The organism is Pseudomonas helmanticensis (genome assembly GCF_900182985.1).
Lineage (GTDB): Bacteria > Pseudomonadota > Gammaproteobacteria > Pseudomonadales > Pseudomonadaceae > Aquipseudomonas > Aquipseudomonas helmanticensis.
On sequence record NZ_FXUY01000002.1, the window covers coordinates 19,933 to 40,353 of the forward strand.

General features: G+C 60.1%; 17 protein-coding genes. 15 read left to right on the forward strand and 2 right to left on the reverse strand.

Translation table 11 applies throughout. From position 1 onward, the window contains the following. The first annotated feature begins 140 nt into the window (after window positions 1-140). Complete coding sequence (locus QOL84_RS22705; protein WP_283438690.1) at window positions 141-458, forward strand: Rieske (2Fe-2S) protein; 318 nt, start codon at window positions 141-143, stop codon at window positions 456-458. Here QOL84_RS22705 and sfsA read toward each other — a convergent pair. Further along, entirely contained in the window at window positions 455-1,168 is a 714-nt protein-coding gene (gene sfsA / locus QOL84_RS22710) for a DNA/RNA nuclease SfsA (protein WP_283438691.1), read from the reverse strand. The two genes, QOL84_RS22705 and sfsA, sit on opposite strands and share 4 nt — an antisense overlap. Beyond that, entirely contained in the window at window positions 1,168-2,340 is a 1,173-nt protein-coding gene (locus QOL84_RS22715) for a pyridoxal phosphate-dependent aminotransferase (RefSeq protein ID WP_283438692.1), read from the reverse strand. The genes sfsA and QOL84_RS22715 overlap by 1 nt, the downstream gene beginning before the upstream one ends. A 334-nt stretch (window positions 2,341-2,674) precedes the next feature. Between QOL84_RS22715 and dksA the strand changes: the two genes are divergently transcribed. The 14 genes from dksA to QOL84_RS22785 all read left to right on the forward strand — a co-directional run bounded on the left by dksA (window position 2,675) and on the right by QOL84_RS22785 (window position 20,260). Further along, a complete protein-coding gene (dksA, locus tag QOL84_RS22720) occupies window positions 2,675-3,118 on the forward strand; it encodes an RNA polymerase-binding protein DksA (protein ID WP_008080850.1) in 444 nt (147 codons plus the stop codon). A gap of 197 nt (window positions 3,119-3,315) precedes the next feature. Further along, window positions 3,316-4,212, forward strand: a complete 897-nt coding sequence (gene gluQRS, locus QOL84_RS22725) for a tRNA glutamyl-Q(34) synthetase GluQRS (RefSeq protein WP_283438693.1) — start codon at window positions 3,316-3,318, stop codon at window positions 4,210-4,212. Between the two features lie 77 nt (window positions 4,213-4,289). Next, entirely contained in the window at window positions 4,290-4,466 is a 177-nt protein-coding gene (locus QOL84_RS22730) for a hypothetical protein (RefSeq protein WP_003176118.1), read from the forward strand. Continuing rightward, window positions 4,450-7,404, forward strand: coding sequence for a sensor histidine kinase (locus tag QOL84_RS22735; protein ID WP_283438694.1), 2,955 nt, complete (start codon window positions 4,450-4,452; stop codon window positions 7,402-7,404). The genes QOL84_RS22730 and QOL84_RS22735 overlap by 17 nt, the downstream gene beginning before the upstream one ends. Window positions 7,405-7,426: 22 nt before the next feature. Further along, window positions 7,427-8,860: a sigma-54-dependent transcriptional regulator gene (locus QOL84_RS22740; RefSeq protein WP_283438695.1), complete on the forward strand. Its 1,434-nt coding sequence runs from the start codon at window positions 7,427-7,429 to the stop codon at window positions 8,858-8,860. Window positions 8,861-9,594: 734 nt separating this feature from the next. Continuing rightward, window positions 9,595-10,998 carry a polynucleotide adenylyltransferase PcnB gene (locus QOL84_RS22745; protein WP_283438696.1) on the forward strand — a complete coding sequence of 468 codons (1,404 nt, stop codon included), beginning with the start codon at window positions 9,595-9,597 and terminating at the stop codon, window positions 10,996-10,998. A 3-nt stretch (window positions 10,999-11,001) separates the two neighbouring features. Then, window positions 11,002-11,487: a 2-amino-4-hydroxy-6-hydroxymethyldihydropteridine diphosphokinase gene (folK, locus tag QOL84_RS22750; protein ID WP_283438697.1), complete on the forward strand. Its 486-nt coding sequence runs from the start codon at window positions 11,002-11,004 to the stop codon at window positions 11,485-11,487. Between the two features lie 398 nt (window positions 11,488-11,885). Further along, a complete protein-coding gene (gene panB, locus QOL84_RS22755) occupies window positions 11,886-12,686 on the forward strand; it encodes a 3-methyl-2-oxobutanoate hydroxymethyltransferase (protein WP_129395543.1) in 801 nt (266 codons plus the stop codon). Then, the gene (panC, locus tag QOL84_RS22760) at window positions 12,683-13,543 is read left to right on the forward strand and encodes a pantoate--beta-alanine ligase (RefSeq protein ID WP_283438698.1); all 861 of its coding nucleotides are present in this window, start codon (window positions 12,683-12,685) and stop codon (window positions 13,541-13,543) included. The genes panB and panC overlap by 4 nt, the downstream gene beginning before the upstream one ends. A gap of 150 nt (window positions 13,544-13,693) precedes the next feature. After that, window positions 13,694-14,074 carry an aspartate 1-decarboxylase gene (panD, locus tag QOL84_RS22765; RefSeq protein WP_003205654.1) on the forward strand — a complete coding sequence of 127 codons (381 nt, stop codon included), beginning with the start codon at window positions 13,694-13,696 and terminating at the stop codon, window positions 14,072-14,074. A 231-nt stretch (window positions 14,075-14,305) separates the two neighbouring features. Continuing rightward, window positions 14,306-15,970 (forward strand): glucose-6-phosphate isomerase, encoded by a 1,665-nt coding sequence (pgi, locus tag QOL84_RS22770; protein WP_129395546.1) that lies wholly within the window; start codon window positions 14,306-14,308, stop codon window positions 15,968-15,970. A 263-nt stretch (window positions 15,971-16,233) separates the two neighbouring features. Beyond that, window positions 16,234-18,171: an acetate--CoA ligase gene (gene acs, locus QOL84_RS22775; protein WP_283438699.1), complete on the forward strand. Its 1,938-nt coding sequence runs from the start codon at window positions 16,234-16,236 to the stop codon at window positions 18,169-18,171. A 51-nt stretch (window positions 18,172-18,222) separates the two neighbouring features. After that, complete coding sequence (locus QOL84_RS22780) at window positions 18,223-19,095, forward strand: oxygenase MpaB family protein (RefSeq protein WP_283438700.1); 873 nt, start codon at window positions 18,223-18,225, stop codon at window positions 19,093-19,095. 148 nt (window positions 19,096-19,243) lie between these two features. Beyond that, window positions 19,244-20,260: a class I SAM-dependent rRNA methyltransferase gene (locus tag QOL84_RS22785; protein WP_283438701.1), complete on the forward strand. Its 1,017-nt coding sequence runs from the start codon at window positions 19,244-19,246 to the stop codon at window positions 20,258-20,260. Window positions 20,261-20,421 lie beyond the last annotated feature (161 nt).

Genomic DNA, 20,421 nt, shown 5'->3' on the forward strand with positions numbered 1-20,421 from the left:
CCCGGGCATCGGGATGACAGGCCAAGTATCCTCGACATCTGCCAGCCGCCCTGCGGACGAAGGCCGCCATTTGATAATTGTTTGCATTTAAACGTCAAGCTCGGACATATCCAGACACGAGCCGACACTAGAGGATAGTCATGAAGTTTCTCTGCGCAGGCGCCGATCTGGCTGAAGCGAAAAGCCGTGGTTTCGAGATCGACGGCAACAAGCTGTTCGCCGTGCGCCGCAGCGGCCAGGCCTATGTCTACCTCAACCGCTGTCCACACCGTGGGGTGGGACTGGAATGGCAACCCGACCAGTTTCTCGACCCGAGCAACAGCCTGATCCAGTGCGCCACCCACGGCGCCCTGTTTCTGATCGAGGACGGTGAATGCGTTGCCGGGCCTTGCGCCGGGCAAGCCCTCACCGCCATCCCGTGCCGCGAAGACGCGCAAGGCCTGTGGATCGATGTTTAACCGTTGAGCAACACGTCGAGGCGCCGGTCGATGACCATCTCTTCATGGCTCAAGCGCACGCCGTACGCTAGCACCTCGACGCCGCAAGCGACCGCCTCAAGCAGTGCGTCTGCGTAGGCCGAATCGATTTCCCTCGCAGGACGCACCGCTTCGATCCCGCTCAGATTGACGCAATACAACTGCACCGCCCGAATACCGTCACGCGCCAGATGCGCCAGCTCACGCAGATGCTTGGCGCCACGCTGGGTCACCGCATCGGGAAACGCCGCCACGGCCGTACCATCGAAGCCCAAGGTGACGCTCTTCACTTCGACATAAGCCGGGCCGCTTGGGTATTCGAGGCGGAAATCGATACGGCTTTTTTCCTGACCGTAAGCGACTTCACGCTTCAACGCGGTAAACCCGTTTAATTCGGTGATCACGCCAGCCTGCAAGGCCTCTTCGACCAAGCCGTTGGCGCGCCCGGTGTTCACACAAAACAGCCGCCCTTGCGGGGTTTCGCCGACTTCCCAAGTGCCGGGCAACTTGCGCTTGGGGTCATTGGAGCGACTGAACCAGACCTGCCCGCCCTCGACCTGACAGTTGAGCATCGAGCCAGTGTTTGGGCAGTGAATAGTCAACAACTCGCCGCTAACGGTTTCGATATCGGCGAGAAAACGCTTGTAACGACGAATCAGTCGCGCTTCTTCAAGAGGAGGATAAAAGCGCATCAGCCGTGCCAGCTATTCAGGCCACGCGCGATGCGCTCCACCGCTTCCTGTAAGCGAGGGAGGTTTTGCGTGTAGGCAAACCGCACATGGTGGCTGGCCTGATAGCGACCGAAGTCGAGTCCCGGGGTAAACGCGACATGCTCGGTTTCGAGGAAATGCCGGCAGAACGCGAAGGCATCGCCGCCGAACTGGCTGATATCGGCGTAAAGGTAGAAGGCGCCTTCAGGTTCAACGGCGATGTTGAAACCGAGCTCGCGCAATGCCGGCAGCAGGAAGTCGCGACGACGGCCGAACTCGGCGCGGCGCTCTTCCAGAATGGCGATGGTGTCTGCTTCGAAGCAGGCCAGTGCCGCGTATTGCGCCATGCTCGGGGCACTGATGTAGAGGTTTTGCGCGAGTTTTTCCAGCTCGCTGACTGCGGCATCAGGCGCTACCAGCCAACCAAGACGCCAGCCGGTCATGCCGAAGTATTTTGAGAAACTGTTCAACACAAAAGCGCTGTCATCGACTTCCAGCACGCTGGCGGCGTCAGTGCCGTAAGTCAGGCCGTGATAGATCTCATCCACCACCAGATGTCCGTGTCGGGCCTTGATGGCTGTGGATAACCCGGCCAGCTCATCGCGGGTCAGGATCGTACCGGTCGGATTGGCCGGCGATGCGACCAGTGCGCCGACGCTGTCGTGATCCCAATGTCGCGCAACCAGATCCGGGGTCAGTTGATAACGCACGTCCGGCCCCACAGGAACAAGCTGCGCCGCGCCTTCGACCAGGCGCAGGAAGTGCCGGTTGCACGGGTAACCCGGATCCGCCAGCAGCCAGTGTTTGCCGGGATCGACCAGCAAAGCGCTGGCCAGCAGCAGCGCGCCGGAGCCGCCCGGGGTGATCAGAATCCGCCGTGGATCGATGTTCAGGCCATATCGCGATTGATAAAACCCGGCAATGGCTTCGCGCAGCTCGGGAATGCCGCGCGCGGCGGTGTAACGCGTCTTGCCTGCCGTCAGCGCCGCTTGCCCGGCACGGATGATCGGCTCGGCCGTAGTGAAGTCCGGCTCGCCGATTTCCAGATGGATCACATCGTGGCCTTCGGCCTGCAATTCATTGGCCCGCGCCAGCAGCGCCATCACATGGAACGGTTCGATCGCACGACTGCGCGCACTGTAGGGCTGAGCCATTGGCTTTCCTTCGACGGGAAAAAAGAGACGATTCTACCCATCTGCCGGAACGAGCGAGAACCCGCAGCGGTCACAGCCTCAAGAACGCTGGACTGTAACGATACGAGCGTACGCTCCAGGATTGACTAAAATCAGTGATTGAACAGGTCTTCAACACCACCAGACACGGCTTGCCAAACATTTGCAAGCGCCACCCGCCGGGGCCTCGACATCCGGGAGTAGCGCAGGCCGAATTGATCTGGTAAGTTCGCCCGCTTGCAGCCGCAGGGCCGGCAGGTGTCGGTGATGGAGCAATCCTGCGCAATGGATTACAAGAGTAGAGGCGGTCCATTTCATGCCCACCCAAGCAAAGCAACAGCAGAATCAGACGATCAGCGGTTTCGAACCTTATGTTCCGGCGAAAGGTGAAGAGTACATGGGCGCCCCGATGCGCGCGCACTTCACCAAGGTCCTGAACAAGTGGAAACAGGAGTTGATGCAGGAAGTCGACCGCACCGTTGACCACATGAAGGACGAAGCAGCCAACTTCCCTGACCCGGCCGATCGTGCCAGCCAGGAAGAAGAGTTCGCCCTTGAGCTGCGCGCCCGCGACCGCGAGCGCAAGCTGATCAAGAAAATCGACAAGACGCTGCAACTGATCGAAGACGAAGAGTACGGTTGGTGTGATTCGTGCGGCGTCGAGATCGGTGTAAAGCGCCTCGAAGCACGCCCTACGGCCGACATGTGCGTCGACTGCAAGACCCTGGCGGAAATCAAGGAAAAGCAGGTCGGCAAGTAACCTCGACCTGAACGAAAAACGGAGCGTGCGAACGCTCCGTTTTTGTTTCTGACGTTTGCCATTGGCTCTTGTGGGAGCGAGCCTGCTCGCGAAAGCGCTGTGTCATTCAACATTTGATCGTCTGACACCACGCTTTCGCGAGCAGGCTCGCTCCCACAGGTTGACCTGCGTATAGCCTGAAAAGTAGCTTCGTTTCCATGACTGCCAAGACATCCCCCGCCTACATCGGCCGCTTCGCCCCAACCCCCAGTGGCCACCTGCACTTCGGTTCGCTGGTTGCCGCCCTCGCCTCCTACCTCGACGCCCGTTCGGTCGGCGGTCGCTGGCTGGTGCGCATGGAAGATCTCGATCCGCCCCGTGAAGAACCCGGAGCGCAAGCCGCGATCCTCAAGGCGCTGGAAAGCTATGGCTTCGAATGGGATGGCGACATGGTGCGCCAGAGCGATCGGCATGACGCTTACGCCGACGTGCTCAACAGCCTGTTCAATCATGGCCTGGCCTACGCGTGCACCTGCTCGCGCAAACAGCTCGAAGCGTACAACGGCATTTATCCTGGCCTGTGCCGCAATGCCGGCCACGATCAACAAGACGCGGCAATCCGCCTGCGCGTGCCGGAGCTGGAATACCACTTCATCGACCGCGTGCAGGGCGAGTACCGTCAACACCTCGGTCGCGACGTCGGCGATTTCGTCATCCGCCGGCGCGACGGCCTCTACGCCTATCAATTGGCCGTGGTGCTCGACGATGCCTGGCAAGGCATTACCGATATCGTCCGTGGCGCCGACCTGCTCGACTCGACACCGCGCCAGCTCTACCTACAAGAACTGCTCGGCATGCGCCAGCCGCGATACCTGCACTTGCCGCTGATTACCCAGCCGGACGGCAACAAACTCGGCAAGTCCTACCGTTCGCCGCCGCTTGAAGCCGATCAGGCCACACCGTTGTTACTACGAGCCTTGCGCGCTCTGGGGCAAAACCCTGGCGCCGAACTGGCCCACGCCTCACCTCAAGAGTTGCTCAACTGGGGCAGCGCGCACTGGGATGCCAGCAAGATCCCGCGCACACTGACCCTGCCCGAGGCGCAACTGCTATGACGACACTTGCAGTCGCGCGCCCATCCGTTACCATCGCCGCACGTTTTCGGGCACGCGCATAAAAAAGAGAGGCCGGGATGTACATCTATCGCTTGGTCCTGCTTTTAGTCGTGGGGATCTACCTGTTTTCCCCCGCCATCATGGATTGGTGGATCGACGCTACGGGCGCCTGGTATCGCCCCTATCTGCTTTGGCTGATCCTCATAGTCGTGACCTTCATCCTGCAGAGCCAAAAAGATGCCGATGAGCTTTAGTCTGACCCAGATGATCCTGATCAGCGCCGCGTACCTGGCGACGCTGTTCGGCGTTGCCTGGGTCAGCGAACGGGGCATGATCCCGCGCGCGATCATTCGTCACCCGCTGACCTACACCCTGTCGCTGGGGGTTTACGCCAGTGCGTGGGCGTTCTACGGCACGGTCGGCCTGGCGTATCAGTACGGCTACGGTTTTCTCTCCAGTTACCTCGGTGTGTCCGGCGCGTTTCTATTGGCGCCGGTGCTGCTCTATCCAATTCTGAAGATCACCCGCACCTATCAACTGTCGTCGCTGGCGGATCTGTTTGCCTTTCGTTTCCGCAGTACCTGGGCCGGCGCTCTGACCACGATCTTCATGCTGATTGGCGTGTTGCCGTTGCTGGCCTTGCAGATTCAAGCGGTGGCCGACTCCATCGGCATTCTCACCGGCGAACCGGTGCAGAGCCGCGTGGCGCTGGCGTTCTGTGCGCTGATCATCCTGTTCACGATTTTCTTTGGCTCCCGCCACATCGCAACTCGCGAGAAACACGAAGGCCTGGTGTTCGCGATTGCCTTTGAGTCGGTGATCAAACTGGTCGCCCTCGGCGGCGTCGGCCTCTATGCCTTGTACGGCGTGTTCGACGGCCCGCAGCAACTTGAGGTGTGGCTGCTGCAAAACCAGACCGCCCTTGCTGCGCTGCACACGCCATTGCAGGAAGGCCCGTGGCGCACGCTGCTGTTGGTGTTCTTCGCTTCGGCGATCGTGATGCCGCACATGTATCACATGACGTTTACCGAAAACCTCAACCCGCGCTCGCTGGTCAGCGCAAGTTGGGGTTTGCCGCTGTTCCTGCTGCTGATGAGCCTGGCAGTGCCACTGATTCTCTGGGCCGGCCTCAAGCTCGGCGCCACGACCAACCCGGAATATTTCACCCTCGGTATCGGTATTGCCGCTAACAGTAAACCGCTGGCATTGCTCGCCTATGTCGGCGGTTTATCGGCAGCCAGCGGCTTGATTATCGTCACCACGCTGGCGCTATCGGGAATGGCGCTGAACCATCTGGTGCTGCCGCTTTATCAGCCGCCGGCCGAAGGCAACATCTACCGCTGGCTGAAGTGGACGCGCCGCGCACTGATCGTCGCGATCATCATGGCCGGCTTCGGTTTCTATCTGATGCTCGGCGCCGAGCAGGATCTGGCCAACCTCGGCATCGTCGCATTTGTGGCGACCCTGCAATTCCTCCCTGGGGTGTTGTCGGTGTTGTACTGGCCGACCGCCAACCGTCGCGGCTTTATCGCCGGTCTGCTGGCGGGGATTCTGGTCTGGGTGGTGACCATGTTGTTGCCGCTGGTCGGCAATCTGCAGGGGTTCTACATCCCGCTGCTGAACATGATTTACGTGCTCGACGACACCAGTTGGCACATGGCCGCAATCGCCTCGCTCGCCGCCAACGTCTTGATGTTCACGCTGATCTCGCTGTTCACCAATGCCAGCCCGGAAGAGGCCAGTGCCGCCGAGGCCTGCGCGGTAGATAACGTCCGTCGCCCGCAACGTCGCGAACTGCACGCCGCCTCGCCGCAGGAATTCGCCACACAACTGGCCAAACCGCTGGGCGCCAAGGCGGCGCAGAAAGAAGTCGAGCAAGCACTGCGCGACCTTTATCTGCCCTTCGACGAGCGCCGCCCGTATGCCCTGCGCCGTTTGCGCGACCGCATCGAAGCCAACCTCTCAGGCCTGATGGGCCCGAGCGTGGCGCAGGACATGGTCGAAACCTTCCTGCCGTACAAGGCTGGCGGTGAAAACTATGTGACCGAAGACATCCACTTCATCGAAAGCCGCCTCGAGGATTACCACTCGCGCCTCACAGGACTGGCTGCCGAACTCGATGCCCTGCGCCGTTACCACCGCCAGACCTTGCAGGAACTGCCGATGGGCGTCTGCTCGCTGGCCAAGGATCAAGAGATCCTGATGTGGAACAAGGCCATGGAAGAACTCACCGGCATCGCCGCGCAACGCGTGGTCGGTTCGCGCCTGAGCACCATTGGCGAGCCGTGGAAAGAATTGCTGCAAGGCTTCATCAATCTGCCCGACGAGCATTTGCACAAACAACACTTGGCCCTCGACGGCCAGACGCGCTGGCTCAACCTGCACAAAGCGGCGATCGATGAGCCGTTGGCACCGGGTAACAGCGGTCTGGTGTTACTGGTCGAGGATTTGACCGAAACGCAGATGCTCGAAGACAAACTGGTGCACTCCGAACGTCTGGCCAGCATCGGTCGACTTGCGGCGGGCGTAGCTCATGAAATCGGCAACCCGGTCACCGGCATCGCCTGTCTGGCGCAAAACCTGCGCGAAGAGCGCGAAGAAGACGACGAGCTGACGGAAATCAGCGGCCAGATTCTCGAACAGACCAAACGCATATCGCGCATCGTTCAGTCGCTGATGAGTTTTGCCCACGCGGGCAGCCATCAGCACAGTGACGAGCCCGTCTGTCTGGCCGAAGTGGCCCAGGATGCCATCGGGCTGCTGGCGCTGAACCGGCGCAATTTCGAAGTGCAGTTCTACAACCTCTGCGATCCCGATCACTGGGTCGAAGGCGATCCGCAGCGACTCGCCCAGGTCTTGATCAATCTGCTCTCCAACGCCCGCGACGCCTCGCCGCCGCACAGTGCGGTACGGGTCAAGAGCGAAGCCGGCGAACACACGGTCGATCTGATCGTTGAAGACGAAGGCAGCGGTATTCCGAAGAACATCATGGACAGATTGTTCGAACCCTTCTTCACCACCAAGGATCCTGGCGAAGGCACCGGTCTGGGCCTTGCACTGGTCTATTCCATCGTTGAAGAGCATTATGGACAAATCACCATCGACAGCCCGGCTGATGTACAAAGCCAACGCGGCACCCGTATCCGGGTGACCTTACCGCGTCATGTCGAAGCGACGTCCGCTGTGAACTGAGACCGTCGAGAGTATCGAATCAATGCCGCACATTTTGATCGTCGAAGACGAAACAATTATCCGCTCCGCCTTGCGCCGCCTGCTGGAACGTAACCAGTACCAGGTCAGCGAAGCCGGTTCAGTGCAGGAAGCACAAGAACGCTTCACCATTCCTACGTTCGATCTGATCGTCAGCGATCTGCGTTTGCCGGGCGCTCCGGGCACCGAGCTGATCAAGCTCGGCCAGGGCACGCCGGTGCTGATCATGACCAGTTACGCCAGTCTGCGTTCAGCGGTCGACTCGATGAAGATGGGCGCGGTGGACTACATCGCCAAGCCTTTCGACCACGATGAAATGCTTCAGGCCGTTGCACGGATCCTGCGTGATCGCCAGTCGGCTCCGGCTGCCGGCGAAGCGGTTGCCAGCAAATCGGCCAATGGCAGCGGCAAATCCGCCGTCGACAACAGTAACGGCGAGATCGGCATCATCGGTTCCTGTCCACCCATGCAGGACCTGTACAGCAAGATCCGCAAAGTCGCACCGACCGATTCCAATGTGTTGATCCAGGGCGAGTCCGGTACCGGTAAGGAACTGGTGGCCCGTGCCCTGCACAATCTGTCGAAACGCGCCAAGGCGCCGATGATCTCGGTGAACTGCGCGGCCATCCCGGAAAGCCTGATCGAATCCGAACTGTTCGGCCACGAAAAAGGCGCGTTCACTGGCGCCAGCGCCGGGCGCGCGGGTCTGGTCGAAGCGGCGGATGGCGGCACCTTGTTCCTCGACGAAATCGGCGAACTGCCACTGGAAGCTCAGGCCCGCCTGCTGCGCGTGTTGCAGGAAGGCGAAATTCGCCGGGTTGGTTCAGTGCAATCGCAGAAAGTCGATGTGCGCCTGATTGCGGCCACCCACCGGGACCTGAAAAGCCTGGCGAAAATCGGCCAGTTCCGTGAAGACCTTTATTACCGCCTGCACGTGATCGCCCTGAAACTGCCTGCGCTGCGCGAGCGCGGTGCCGACGTCAACGAAATTGCCACGGCTTTCCTCGCTCGCCAGAGCGCACGCATCAACCGTACCGACCTGAAATTTGCTGCGGATGCCGAACAGGCCATCCGTCATTATTCCTGGCCAGGTAACGTGCGTGAGCTGGAGAACGCCGTCGAGCGCGCGGTGATTCTCAGCGAAAGCCCGGAAATCTCGGCCGAGCTGCTGGGCATCGACATCGAGCTGAGCGATCTGGAAGACGACGAGTTCATCGGTCTGCCGCCACAAACGGCGGGTAACGCCAGCAGCAGCCATGAGCCGACCGAAGACCTGTCGCTGGAAGACTACTTCCAGCACTTCGTCCTCGAACATCAGGACCACATGACCGAGACCGAACTGGCGCGCAAACTGGGTGTCAGCCGCAAATGTCTGTGGGAACGCCGTCAGCGCCTGGGCATCCCACGGCGCAAGACCGGGGTCGCCAGCGAGAGCTGAACGTTACCTGTCGAGTGTGCGGGTAACGCTTGAAGATGTGAAAAAACTGTTACCTCAGTCGATTCACGTAACAGAAGCCGGGGTTATCGGTAACGAAACCCCGGCTTTTTTTCGCCCCGAGAAAACGGTTATATCGACCTAACCCTTTGTTTTACTGGGTTTCGCAAAAGTTGGCACGACCCCTGCTATATGTTTGGTACAAGAACAATAACAAGCAATGCACAAGACAATAAAAATAAGACGAATCGACTCACGCACAATAAAAACAAGACGGCGAGAGGCGCAGCTAACTGATTCTTTTGGAGAGGCGTTGTATTTGGGGCTTGCCCCACGACCAGGCCGAGAACAACAAAAACTGTCCTAAGACAGAGCCTGTACTGGTTGGATCGTAAGATCACTGCAATTCAGCGACCAAAGCAATCCGTTTGCTCTTGGCTCCCGATTGGGAGGGTCATGAAGGTAAAGCTTCATGGCGAGGGCACTCAACAAAAACAAGAAGCCCGAATCAATAATAAAAAGAGCACGCAACTACTTCTTGGGGAGCTTCGGCTCCCCTTGTGGTTTCTCCCTCCCGGCAAAATCCTTCGAATTTCCCTTGCTCGACCCTTGCTGCTTGCGGCTTACAGCTCAAATCTGCCGTGTCCTACACCATCCCCCGACTAAATGCTAGAATCTGCGCCCATCATGCGGTCATTCTTTGGTATGGCCGAACATTCCTTCAAACAGTGCATCCCATGCTGAAGAAGTTGTTCCAGTCATTCCGAACTCCCGTGCGTCGTACGCAACACATCCGCAGCACCCCTGAAGTGCTCAACAGCGGCCAACATTCGCTGCAGAAAACGCAGTTCAGCCGCTATGCGGTGAATATCGTCGAACGTCTGCAAGGTGCCGGTTACCAGGCTTATCTGGTCGGCGGTTGCGTGCGTGACATGCTGCTGGGCATCACGCCCAAGGATTTCGACGTCGCCACCAGCGCCACACCCGAGCAAGTCCGTGCCGAATTCCGCAATGCGCGGATCATCGGCCGTCGCTTCAAACTGGTGCATATCCACTTCGGTCGCGAAATCATCGAAGTCGCGACCTTCCGCGCCAATCACCCGCAAAACGAAGACGACGAAGACAGCAACCAGTCTTCGCGTAACGAGAGCGGGCGGATTCTGCGCGACAACGTTTACGGCACCCTGGAAGAAGACGCGCAACGCCGCGATTTCACCATCAACGCCCTGTATTACGATCCGGTCAGCGAGCGCATCCTCGATTACGCCAATGGCGTACACGACATCCGCAATCACCTGATCCGCTTGATCGGCGATCCGAAGCAGCGTTACCAGGAAGACCCGGTACGCATGCTGCGCGCCGTGCGTTTTGCCGCCAAGCTCAACTTCGGCATCGAAAAGCACACTGTGCAGCCGATCCGTGAACTGGCACCGATGCTGCGCGAGATCCCTTCGGCGCGTCTGTTCGAAGAAGTACTCAAGCTGTTCCTCTCGGGGCACGGCGCGATCACCTTCGAAATGCTCGTCGATCTGCAACTGTTTGCGCCGCTGTTCCCGGCCAGTGCCGATGCACTGGAACACAACCCGGAATACACCCACACGCTGATCAGCGAAGCGCTGACCAACACCGACCTGCGCATCAAGCAGAACAAACCGGTGACCCCGGCGTTCCTGTTTGCCGCGCTGTTGTGGCCTGCCCTGCCGGCCCGCGTGTTGCGCTTGCAGGAACGGGGCATGCCGCCGATTCCGGCGATGCAGGAAGGCGCGCACGAGTTGATTGCTGAACAGTGCCAGCGTATCGCGATTCCGAAGCGCTTCACCATGCCGATCCGCGAGATCTGGGACATGCAGGAGCGCCTGCCACGTCGCAGCGGCAAACGTGCCGACCTGTTGCTGGACAATCCGCGTTTCCGCGCCGGTTACGACTTCCTGCTGCTGCGTGAAAGCGCTGGCGAGGAGACTGATGGCCTCGGCGAATGGTGGACGGACTATCAGGACGCCAACGAAAGTGAGCGTCGCGACATGATCCGCGACCTCAGCGGCAAGGACGAGGGCGGCAGCGGTGCTCCGCGCAAACGTCGCCGCAGTGGCGGTTCCAAGCGCAAACGCGCCGGCGCCCCGAGCGCTTCGACCGGCGAGTAACGCATGGAACGCATCTACATCGGCATGGGCAGCAACCTCGCTGACCCTGCCGAACAATTGCGCAGCGCCGTCGAGGCGCTGGGGCAATTGCCGCAGACGACCCTCGCCGGTGTTTCCGCCTTCTATCAAAGCGATTCGTTGTTGCCCGGCCAACCGCGTTACACCAACGCGGTTGCCGCGCTCGACAGCGCGCTCGCCCCTCTGCAACTGCTCGATGCGTTGCAGGCGATCGAGAATGATCAGGGCCGCGAACGTCTTGAGCGCTGGGGTCCGCGCACACTGGATCTGGACATTCTGCTGTTCGGCGATCGACTGATCGACGAGCCACGCCTGAAAGTCCCGCATTACCAGATTCAGGAACGCGCCTTCGTGCTCTATCCCCTCGCCGAACTGGCTCCGCCGGAGCTGCGCCTGCCCGACGGCCGCAGCCTTCCCGACCTGCTGGCCGCCTGCCCGTTCGTCGGCCTCGAACGCCTCCCGACAGATTGATTGCAATCCCCTGTGGGAGCGAGCCTGCTCGCGAAAGCGGTGTGTCATTCAACACCATGTTGACTGATCCGCCGCCTTCGCGAGCAGGCTCGCTCCCACATTGGTTTATTCCTCACCCAGGATTTTTGTCGGACAAAAAGCCCTCGAATCAGGCCCGTCGTGCCGCTGAATCGCATCAGTAACGCCGGTAACACTCCCCTCGTAACATTGCGGTAACACACGCAATTGACTTCCTGTTGGCTCATCACGACTATAGGCGTCCCGCTGCCGCCAACCCGGCACATACGGGCGCAATCCAGGCCTTATAAGCACGACAAAAGAGCGTGCGCCTGAGTAGATGAAGAATCACGCGCGTTACTCGCAGTAGTTTCCAGAGCGCCTGAACGAGGATTTTTTACATGCCAGCCATCACCCTGACCACGCTCCAGAGCCTCAAGCAGAAAGGTGAAAAGATCACCATGCTGACTTGCTATGACGCGACCTTCGCCCAAGCCTGCAACGAAGCTGGTGTCGAAGTGCTGCTGGTGGGCGACTCCCTCGGCATGGTCCTGCAAGGTCATGACAGCACTTTGCCGGTGACCACCGCAGAAATGGCCTACCACACCGCCAGCGTCAAACGCGGCAACACCGACGCGCTGATCCTCGCCGACCTGCCCTTCATGGCCAACGCCACCCTCGAACAAACCATGAGCAACAGCGCCATGCTGATGCAGGCCGGCGCGCACATGATCAAGGTCGAAGGTCAGTTGTGGCTGGCCGAGTCGATCCGTCTGCTCGCCGAACGCGGTGTGCCGGTCTGCGCGCACATGGGCCTGACCCCGCAAGCGGTGAACATTCTCGGCGGCTATAAAGTGCAGGGCCGCAACGAGAACCAGGCGCGGCAGATGCGTGCCGATGCGATCTCGCTGGAACAGGCCGGCGCGGCGATGCTGCTGCTCGAATGCGTACCGAGCGAACTGGCCGCAGAAATCAGTCAGGCAGTGAAGATCCCGGTCATCGGCATCGGCGCCGGTAACGCCACCGACGGTCAGGTGCTGGTACTGCACGACATGCTCGGCCTGTCGATCACTGGCCGCGTACCAAAATTCGTCAAGAACTTCATGCACGGCCAGGACAGCATCCAGTCCGCACTGAAGGCTTACGTCAGCGAAGTCAAAGCCACCACGTTCCCTGGTATCGAACACGGATTCTCTGCATGAACACCGTAAAAACCGTACGCGAACTGCGCGCCGCCGTCGCCCGCGCGCGCAAAGAAGGCAAGCGCATCGGCTTCGTGCCGACCATGGGCAACCTGCACAGCGGCCATGTTGCGCTGGTGACCAAAGCCACCCAACGCGTGGACTTCGTCGTCGCGAGTATTTTCGTCAACCCGCTGCAATTCGGCGCCGGCGAAGACCTCGACAAGTACCCTCGTACCCTCGCAGCCGATCAGGAAAAACTTCTTGAAGCCGGTTGCTCCCTGCTGTTCGCGCCGACGGTCGAGGAAATGTACCCCGACGGCATGGCCGGGCAGACCCGGGTCAGCGTGCCGCAACTGTCCGAAGGCCTCTGCGGCGCCAGTCGTCCGGGGCACTTCGAAGGTGTCGCGACGGTGGTCAGCAAGCTGTTCAACATGGTCCAGCCGGATCTGGCGATTTTCGGCCAGAAGGATTATCAGCAACTGGCGGTCATCCGCGCGTTGGTGCATGACCTGAACATGCCGATCCAGATCATTGGCGAGCCGACCGTACGCGCTGCCGACGGCCTGGCGCTGTCGTCGCGCAACGGCTTCCTCAATGAGGAGCAACGCGCGGTGGCTCCGGTGGTCTATCGCTCGCTGAGCAACATTGCCGAGTCGATCAAGCAAGGCGAACGCGACTTCCCGGCGCTGATCAACGCTCAGTTGCAACAACTCGAAGCCGCTGGCCTGCGTCCGGATTACCTGGAAATCCGTCACGCCCTGACCTTGCGTCCGGCGACGGCTGAAGACCGTGACCTGGTGATTCTGGTGGCCGCGTTCCTCGGCACTACACGGTTGATCGACAACCTGCACCTGAATCTCGATACCTCGGTTTAACGGCAAGATCAAAAGATCGCAGCCTGCGGCAGCTCCTACCTATTCGCTCTGTAGGAGCTGCCGCAGGCTGCGATCTTTTGCGTTGTATTGCCGGCCCCAAAGCCTTCGGGCACACTGCCCGCCGTTCGATTCCAACCCGGGAAACCCCTCATGCACGCGATCATGCTCAAGGCCAAACTGCACCGCGCCGAAGTCACTCATGCGGTGCTCGACTACGAAGGTTCGTGCGCCATCGATGGCGAATGGCTGGACTTGTCTGGCATCCGTGAATACGAGCAGATCCAGATTTACAACGTCGACAACGGCGAGCGTTTCACCACCTACGCAATCCGTGGCGAAGAAGGCTCGCGGATGATCTCGGTCAACGGCGCCGCCGCGCACAAGGCCAAGGTCGGCGACCGGGTGATCATCTGCGCCTACGCCCACTACAGCGAAGCGGAGCTGGTCAATTTCAAGCCGCGCATGCTCTACATGGCCCCGGGCAATGAGCTGAGCCATACCAGCAATGCCATCCCGGTTCAGCTCGCCTGATCGCGTTATCGCCCCGCTCACCCTCCGTTGGTCGGCCAGTTCCCGCTCTCGATGTTAAAAAAGTACAGGGATCTGGTCAGACAAAGTCAAGACAGAACGCAGCGCGAGGTTTACTGTATTCGCCCTGTGTCCAGAAATCGTGTCGACACAGTTGGCCCCACGCCCAAACATGGCGTGTCGTGGCTGTTCAGTGTTCAAAAGGCCGTTCAAGTAAAAAGGAAAACCGCAGCGATGGCGTACTACCGCACTCCTCACGACGTTACCGCTCTGCCCGCCTGGCAAGCGTTGAAAGATCACCGCCAAGCCATGCAGGATTTCAGCATGCGCGAAGCCTTCAACGCCGATCCGCAGCGCTTCAATCAGTTCACCCTCAGCAGTTGCGGACTGTTTCTCGATTATTCGAAGAATTTGATCAACGCCGAGACCCGCAATCTGCTGGTGGGTCTGGCCAATGAAGTCGATCTGAAGGGCGCAATCAAAGCGCTGTTCGACGGCGAAATCGTCAACTCGTCCGAAGGCCGCCCGGCGCTGCACACCGCCCTGCGCCGCCCGGTGGGCGACAAGCTGTCGGTCAACGGCGTCAACGTGATGCCGGAAGTCCACAAGGTGCTCAACCAGATCACCGATCTGGTCGGGCGCATTCATGACGGTCTGTGGCGTGGCTACACCGAGAAGCCGATCACCGACGTGGTCAATATCGGCATCGGTGGCTCGTTCCTCGGCCCTGAGCTGGTCTCCGAAGCGTTGTTGTCGTACGCGCAGAAAGGCGTGCGTTGCCACTATCTGGCGAACATCGACGGCAGCGAGTTCCACGAACTGACGCAAAAACTGCGTGCCGAAACTACGCTGTTCATCGTTTCGTCGAAGTCCTTCAACACCCTCGAAACCCTGAAAAACGCTCAGGCCGCACGTGCCTGGTACCTGGCGCAGGGCGGTTCGGAAGCCGAGCTGTATCGTCACTTCATCGCCGTTTCGAGCAACAACGCCGCTGCCGTGGCGTTCGGTATCCGCGAAGAAAACATCTTCCCGATGTGGGACTGGGTTGGCGGTCGTTATTCGCTGTGGTCGGCGATCGGTTTGCCAATTGCTCTGGCCATCGGCATGTCCAACTTCAAGGAACTGCTGTCCGGTGCCTACACCATGGACCAGCATTTCCAGACCGCGCCGTTCGAACAGAACATGCCGGTGCTGCTGGCGTTGCTCGGTGTCTGGTACGGCAACTTCTGGGGCGCGCAAAGCCACGCGATCCTGCCGTACGACCACTACCTGCGCAACATCACCAAGCACTTGCAACAGCTGGACATGGAATCCAACGGCAAGAGCGTGCGTCAGGACGGCACCGCCGTATCGACCGATACCGGTCCGGTGATCTGGGGCGGCGTCGGCTGCAACGGTCAGCACGCCTACCACCAGTTGCTGCATCAAGGTACCCAACTGATTCCGGCCGACTTCATCGTGCCGATCGTCAGCTTCAACCCGGTCTCCGACCACCACCAGTGGCTGTACGCCAACTGTCTGTCGCAGAGCCAGGCGCTGATGCTCGGCAAGACCTTGCCGGAAGCCGAGCAAGAGTTGCGCGACAAGGGCATGAGCGAAGAGCAGGTGCACAAACTCGCACCGCACAAGGTGATCCCGGGCAACCGTCCGAGCAACACCCTGGTGGTTGAACGCATCAGCCCGCGTCGTCTCGGCGCACTGGTGGCAATGTATGAGCACAAAGTGTTCGTGCAAAGCGTGGTCTGGGGCATCAACGCCTTCGACCAGTGGGGCGTGGAACTGGGCAAGGAACTGGGCAAAGGCGTCTACAACCGCCTGGTCGGCAGCGATGAAAGCAACGCTGACGATCCGTCCACTCAGGGCCTGATCAACTACTTCCGCGGTCGTCACCGCGGTTGATTGGATGGCTCGGCCCACAGGCTTTGGCTCAACCCAAATCCTTTGGGCACAGAGATCCTTTGTAGGAGTGAGCCTGCTCGCGATAGCGGTGTATCAGTCAGCGTTGATGTTGAATGACACACCGCTATCGCGAGCAGGCTCACTCCTACAGTTGTTTTAGGGGGGCATTTATCAGGCTCAGTCATCAGGTTACCTATCCGGCTTGAACCCTTTGCACTCTCGGCGCATCTTTATTCTTCGCACAACAAGAATAAGGAACCGTCATGTTCGATATCAGCACGTTCCCCAAAGCCGATGCCGTCCGCCGGGCTGCTCAGTTGAGTCAGGACGACTATCAGCGCCTGTACCGCGAATCCATTGAACACCCCAGCACCTTCTGGGCCGAACAGGCCACGCGCTTCCTCGACTGGAGCACGCCGTGGCAGACCGTTCAGCGCTACGACCTGAAAACCGGTGAAGCCGCCTGGTTTGCCGGGGGCAAACTGAACGTCAGCTACAATTGCATCGACCGCCACCTGGAACAACGCGGCGAGCAGACCGCCCTCCTTTGGGAAGGCGACGACCCTGCGGAATCAGCGCAAATCACTTACAAAAAACTCCACCACCATGTCTGCCGGCTGGCCAACGTGCTGAAAAGCCGTGGCGTGAAGAAAGGCGACCGGGTGTGCATCTACATGCCGATGATCCCCGAAGCCGCGTACGCCATGCTCGCCTGTTCGCGGATTGGCGCGATCCATTCAGTGGTGTTTGGCGGATTCTCCCCGGACTCCCTGCGTGACCGCATTCTCGATGCCGACTGCCGCACCGTGATCACCGCCGACGAAGGCGTGCGCGGCGGCAAGTTCGTGCCGTTGAAACAGAACGTCGACAAAGCCCTGCTAAGTTGCCCGGACGTCAGCACCGTGGTGGTGGTCGAACGCAGCCAAGGCAAGGTCGACTGGGTCGAGGGCCGCGACCTCTGGTATCACCAGGCCGTGCGCGATGTCAGCGACGATTGCCCGCCGGAGCCGATGGATGCCGAAGACCCGCTGTTCATCCTCTACACCTCCGGCAGCACCGGCAAACCCAAAGGCGTGCTGCACACCACCGGCGGCTATTTGCTGCAAGCCGCGATGACCTTCAAGTACGTGCTCGATTACCGCGACGGCGAAGTGTTCTGGTGCACCGCCGACGTCGGTTGGGTTACCGGCCACAGCTACATCGTCTACGGCCCGCTGGCAAACGGCGCGACCACGTTGATGTTCGAAGGCGTGCCGAGCTACCCGAGCAGCTCACGATTCTGGCAGGTGATCGATAAACACAAGGTCAACATTTTCTACACCGCACCCACCGCCCTGCGTGCGTTGATGCGCGAAGGGGCCGAACCGTTGAAGGAAACGTCGCGCGCCAGCCTCAGATTACTCGGCAGCGTCGGTGAGCCGATCAACCCGGAAGCGTGGGAATGGTATTTCAATGTGGTCGGCGAACAACGCTGCCCGATTGTCGATACCTGGTGGCAGACCGAAACCGGCGGCATCATGCTCAGCCCGCTGGTCAGCGCCCAACGGATCAAACCGGGCTGCGCCACCCAGCCAATGTTTGGCGTGCAACCGGTGCTGCTCGACGAGCAAGGCAAGGAAATCAAAGGCGCTGGCAGCGGCGTGCTAGCGATCAAGTCGAGTTGGCCGGCACAGATCCGTAGCGTCTACGGCGACCCGCAGCGAATGGTCGACACTTATTTCAAACCCTACCCCGGTTACTACTTCACTGGCGACGGCGCGCGCCGCGACGAGGACGGTGATTACTGGATCACAGGGCGCATCGACGATGTGATCAACGTCTCCGGCCATCGCATCGGCACCGCCGAAGTGGAAAGCGCGCTGGTGCTGCACGACAGCATCGCCGAGGCCGCTGTGGTCGGTTACCCGCACGACGTCAAAGGCCAGGGCATCTACGCCTTCGTCACGCCCATGAATGGCGCCGAGCCGAATGACGATCTGAAGAAGGAACTGCTGGCCCACGTCAGCAAGGAAATCGGCAGCTTCGCCAAACCGGACCTGATCCAGTGGGCGCCGGCCTTGCCGAAAACCCGCTCAGGCAAGATCATGCGGCGCATCTTGCGCAAGATCGCCTGCAACGAACTCGACAGCCTCGGTGACACCTCGACGCTGGCCGATCCGAGTGTGGTGCAGGGTTTGATCGACAAGCGCCTCAATCAGTAACACTTCGGGCGCGGCCAACCGGTCGCGCCCGCCCATCTTCACAGAGTGGTCATGGAATTCATCCGCAGTCGCATCGAACAGCAACTCATGAGCCTGACCGGGTTGTCCCTCGGCCAACTCGACCTGGAAAATCCCAAGGGCGATCCCGGCCTGTTCGGCCCCGACTCGATCAGTTGGCAGGTGCACGGCGATTTCAGCAGCATGTTGATCGGCGGCATCAGCGCATTATTGCTGCAAGCCCTGCATCCACTAGCGCTGGCTGGGGTTTGGGATCATTCGAACTTTCGCCAGGACATGCTCGGACGCTTGCGCCGCACCAGTCAGTTTGTCTCCGGCACCACGTTTGGCTCCAGGCGTGATGCCGACTGGTTGATCGAGAAAGTCCGCACCATTCACCTGCAAGTGGTCGGCACCGCGCCGGATGGCCGACCTTATGCGGCGAGCGATCCGGACCTGCTGACGTGGGTGCACGTGGCCGAGGTCAGCAACTTTCTCGGCGCCCATTTACGTTATCGCAATCCGCAGTTGTCCGTTTCGGATCAGGATCGTTACTACGCGGAAATCGCCGTGGTCGCCGAACGTCTGGGCGCACGCGATGTGCCCAAGTCGCGGCTGGCTGTGGCCGAATATCTGCAAGGCATGCGCCCACAGTTGCTGTGCGATGGCCGCAGCCGTGAAGTCTTGCGCCTGTTATTGGCCGCGCCGGCGCCGAGTGCTCTGGCGCGACCGTTTGGCGATCTGATGATGAAGGCGGGGATTGATCTGCTGCCGGACTGGGCCAGCGACATGCTTGATGTCCGCCAGAGCTCGTTGCAACGTCAACTGATTCGCGCCAGCGTCAAACGCAGCGCGCCCATGCTGCGCTGGGCGATGCGCAATGGCTCGGTGCAACGTGCCAAACGCCGGATGGGTTTGATCACCTGAAAGCATCGCGAGCAGGCTCACTCCTACAGGAGATTCGTATGCAACATAACTCCCTTGTAGGAGTGAGCCTGCTCGCGATGGTAGCCACTCGATCGCTCGCCAAGCTGATAAACTCCCGCGCCCCCATTCTCTCCAGCAAGGCGCATGCATGTCTTCCTTGAATCAGGCGCTGCGCGCCGCCCTCGATCAACGCCAGGATTTGCTGGCCGAGCTGCACCGCCAGGGCACCGATTGCTATCGGCTGTTCCACGGCAGCCAGGAAGGCGCCGGCGGTCTGACCATCGACCGCTACGGTCCGCAATTGCTGGTGCAGAGCTTTCACCAGACGCTGGAGCGTGACGAACTGCTGCAATTGCACGGCATGGTCAACCAGACCCTGGGCCTGGAAACCCTGCTGGTCTACAACGACCGCTCCCGTGGCAATTCGCGCATTGATCGTGAAGACAGCGTCTATAAAGCCGACGACGCGGCGCTGGCCGATCTCGTCGGTCACGAATGGGGCCTGAATTATCGCGTGCGCGGACGCCACGCCGGACAGGATCCGTTGCTGTTCCTCGACCTGCGCAACACGCGCGGCTGGGTCAAGGATCACGCCAAAGGCAAAAGCGTACTCAACCTGTTCGCCTACACCTGTGGCGTTGGCCTCAGTGCGGCAGCCGGTGGCGCGCGTGAGGTGTGCAACCTGGACTTCGCCGAAGGCAACCTGGCGGTCGGTCGCGAGAACGGTCTGCTCAACCCGCAATTGCCCGAGATGCAATTCATCCAGTCCGATTACTTCCCGGCGATCCGCCAACTCGCCGGCCTGCCGATCAGTCAGCGCCGCGGGCAGAAGCTGCCGAGTTATCAACGCCTCGATCAGCGTCAATACGATCTGGTGCTGCTCGATCCTCCGGCCTGGGCCAAAAGCGCGTTCGGCACCGTCGACTTGCTGCGCGACTATCAGAGCCTGCTCAAGCCAGCGCTGCTGACCACCGCCGACAATGGCGTGCTGATCTGCTGCAACAACCTGGCGAAAGTCAGCATGGACGACTGGCGCGAACAAGTCCTGCGCTGCGCCGAAAAGGCTGGCCGCCCGGTGCGTGAGTGGAGTGTGATGACCCCGGGTGCGGACTTCCCATCCATGGATCAGCAACCGCCACTGAAAACCCTGATCCTGCAGCTATAAGAAGATCCCTGTAGGAGCTGCCGAAGGCTGCGATCTTTTGATTTTGTCTTTTTTAAAACAAGATCAAAAGATCGCAGCCTTCGGCAGCTCCTACACAGTCGTGCATATTTCCAGACAAATCTGAACAATCCTGACCCAAGCGATGTACTTCGGAACCAGAA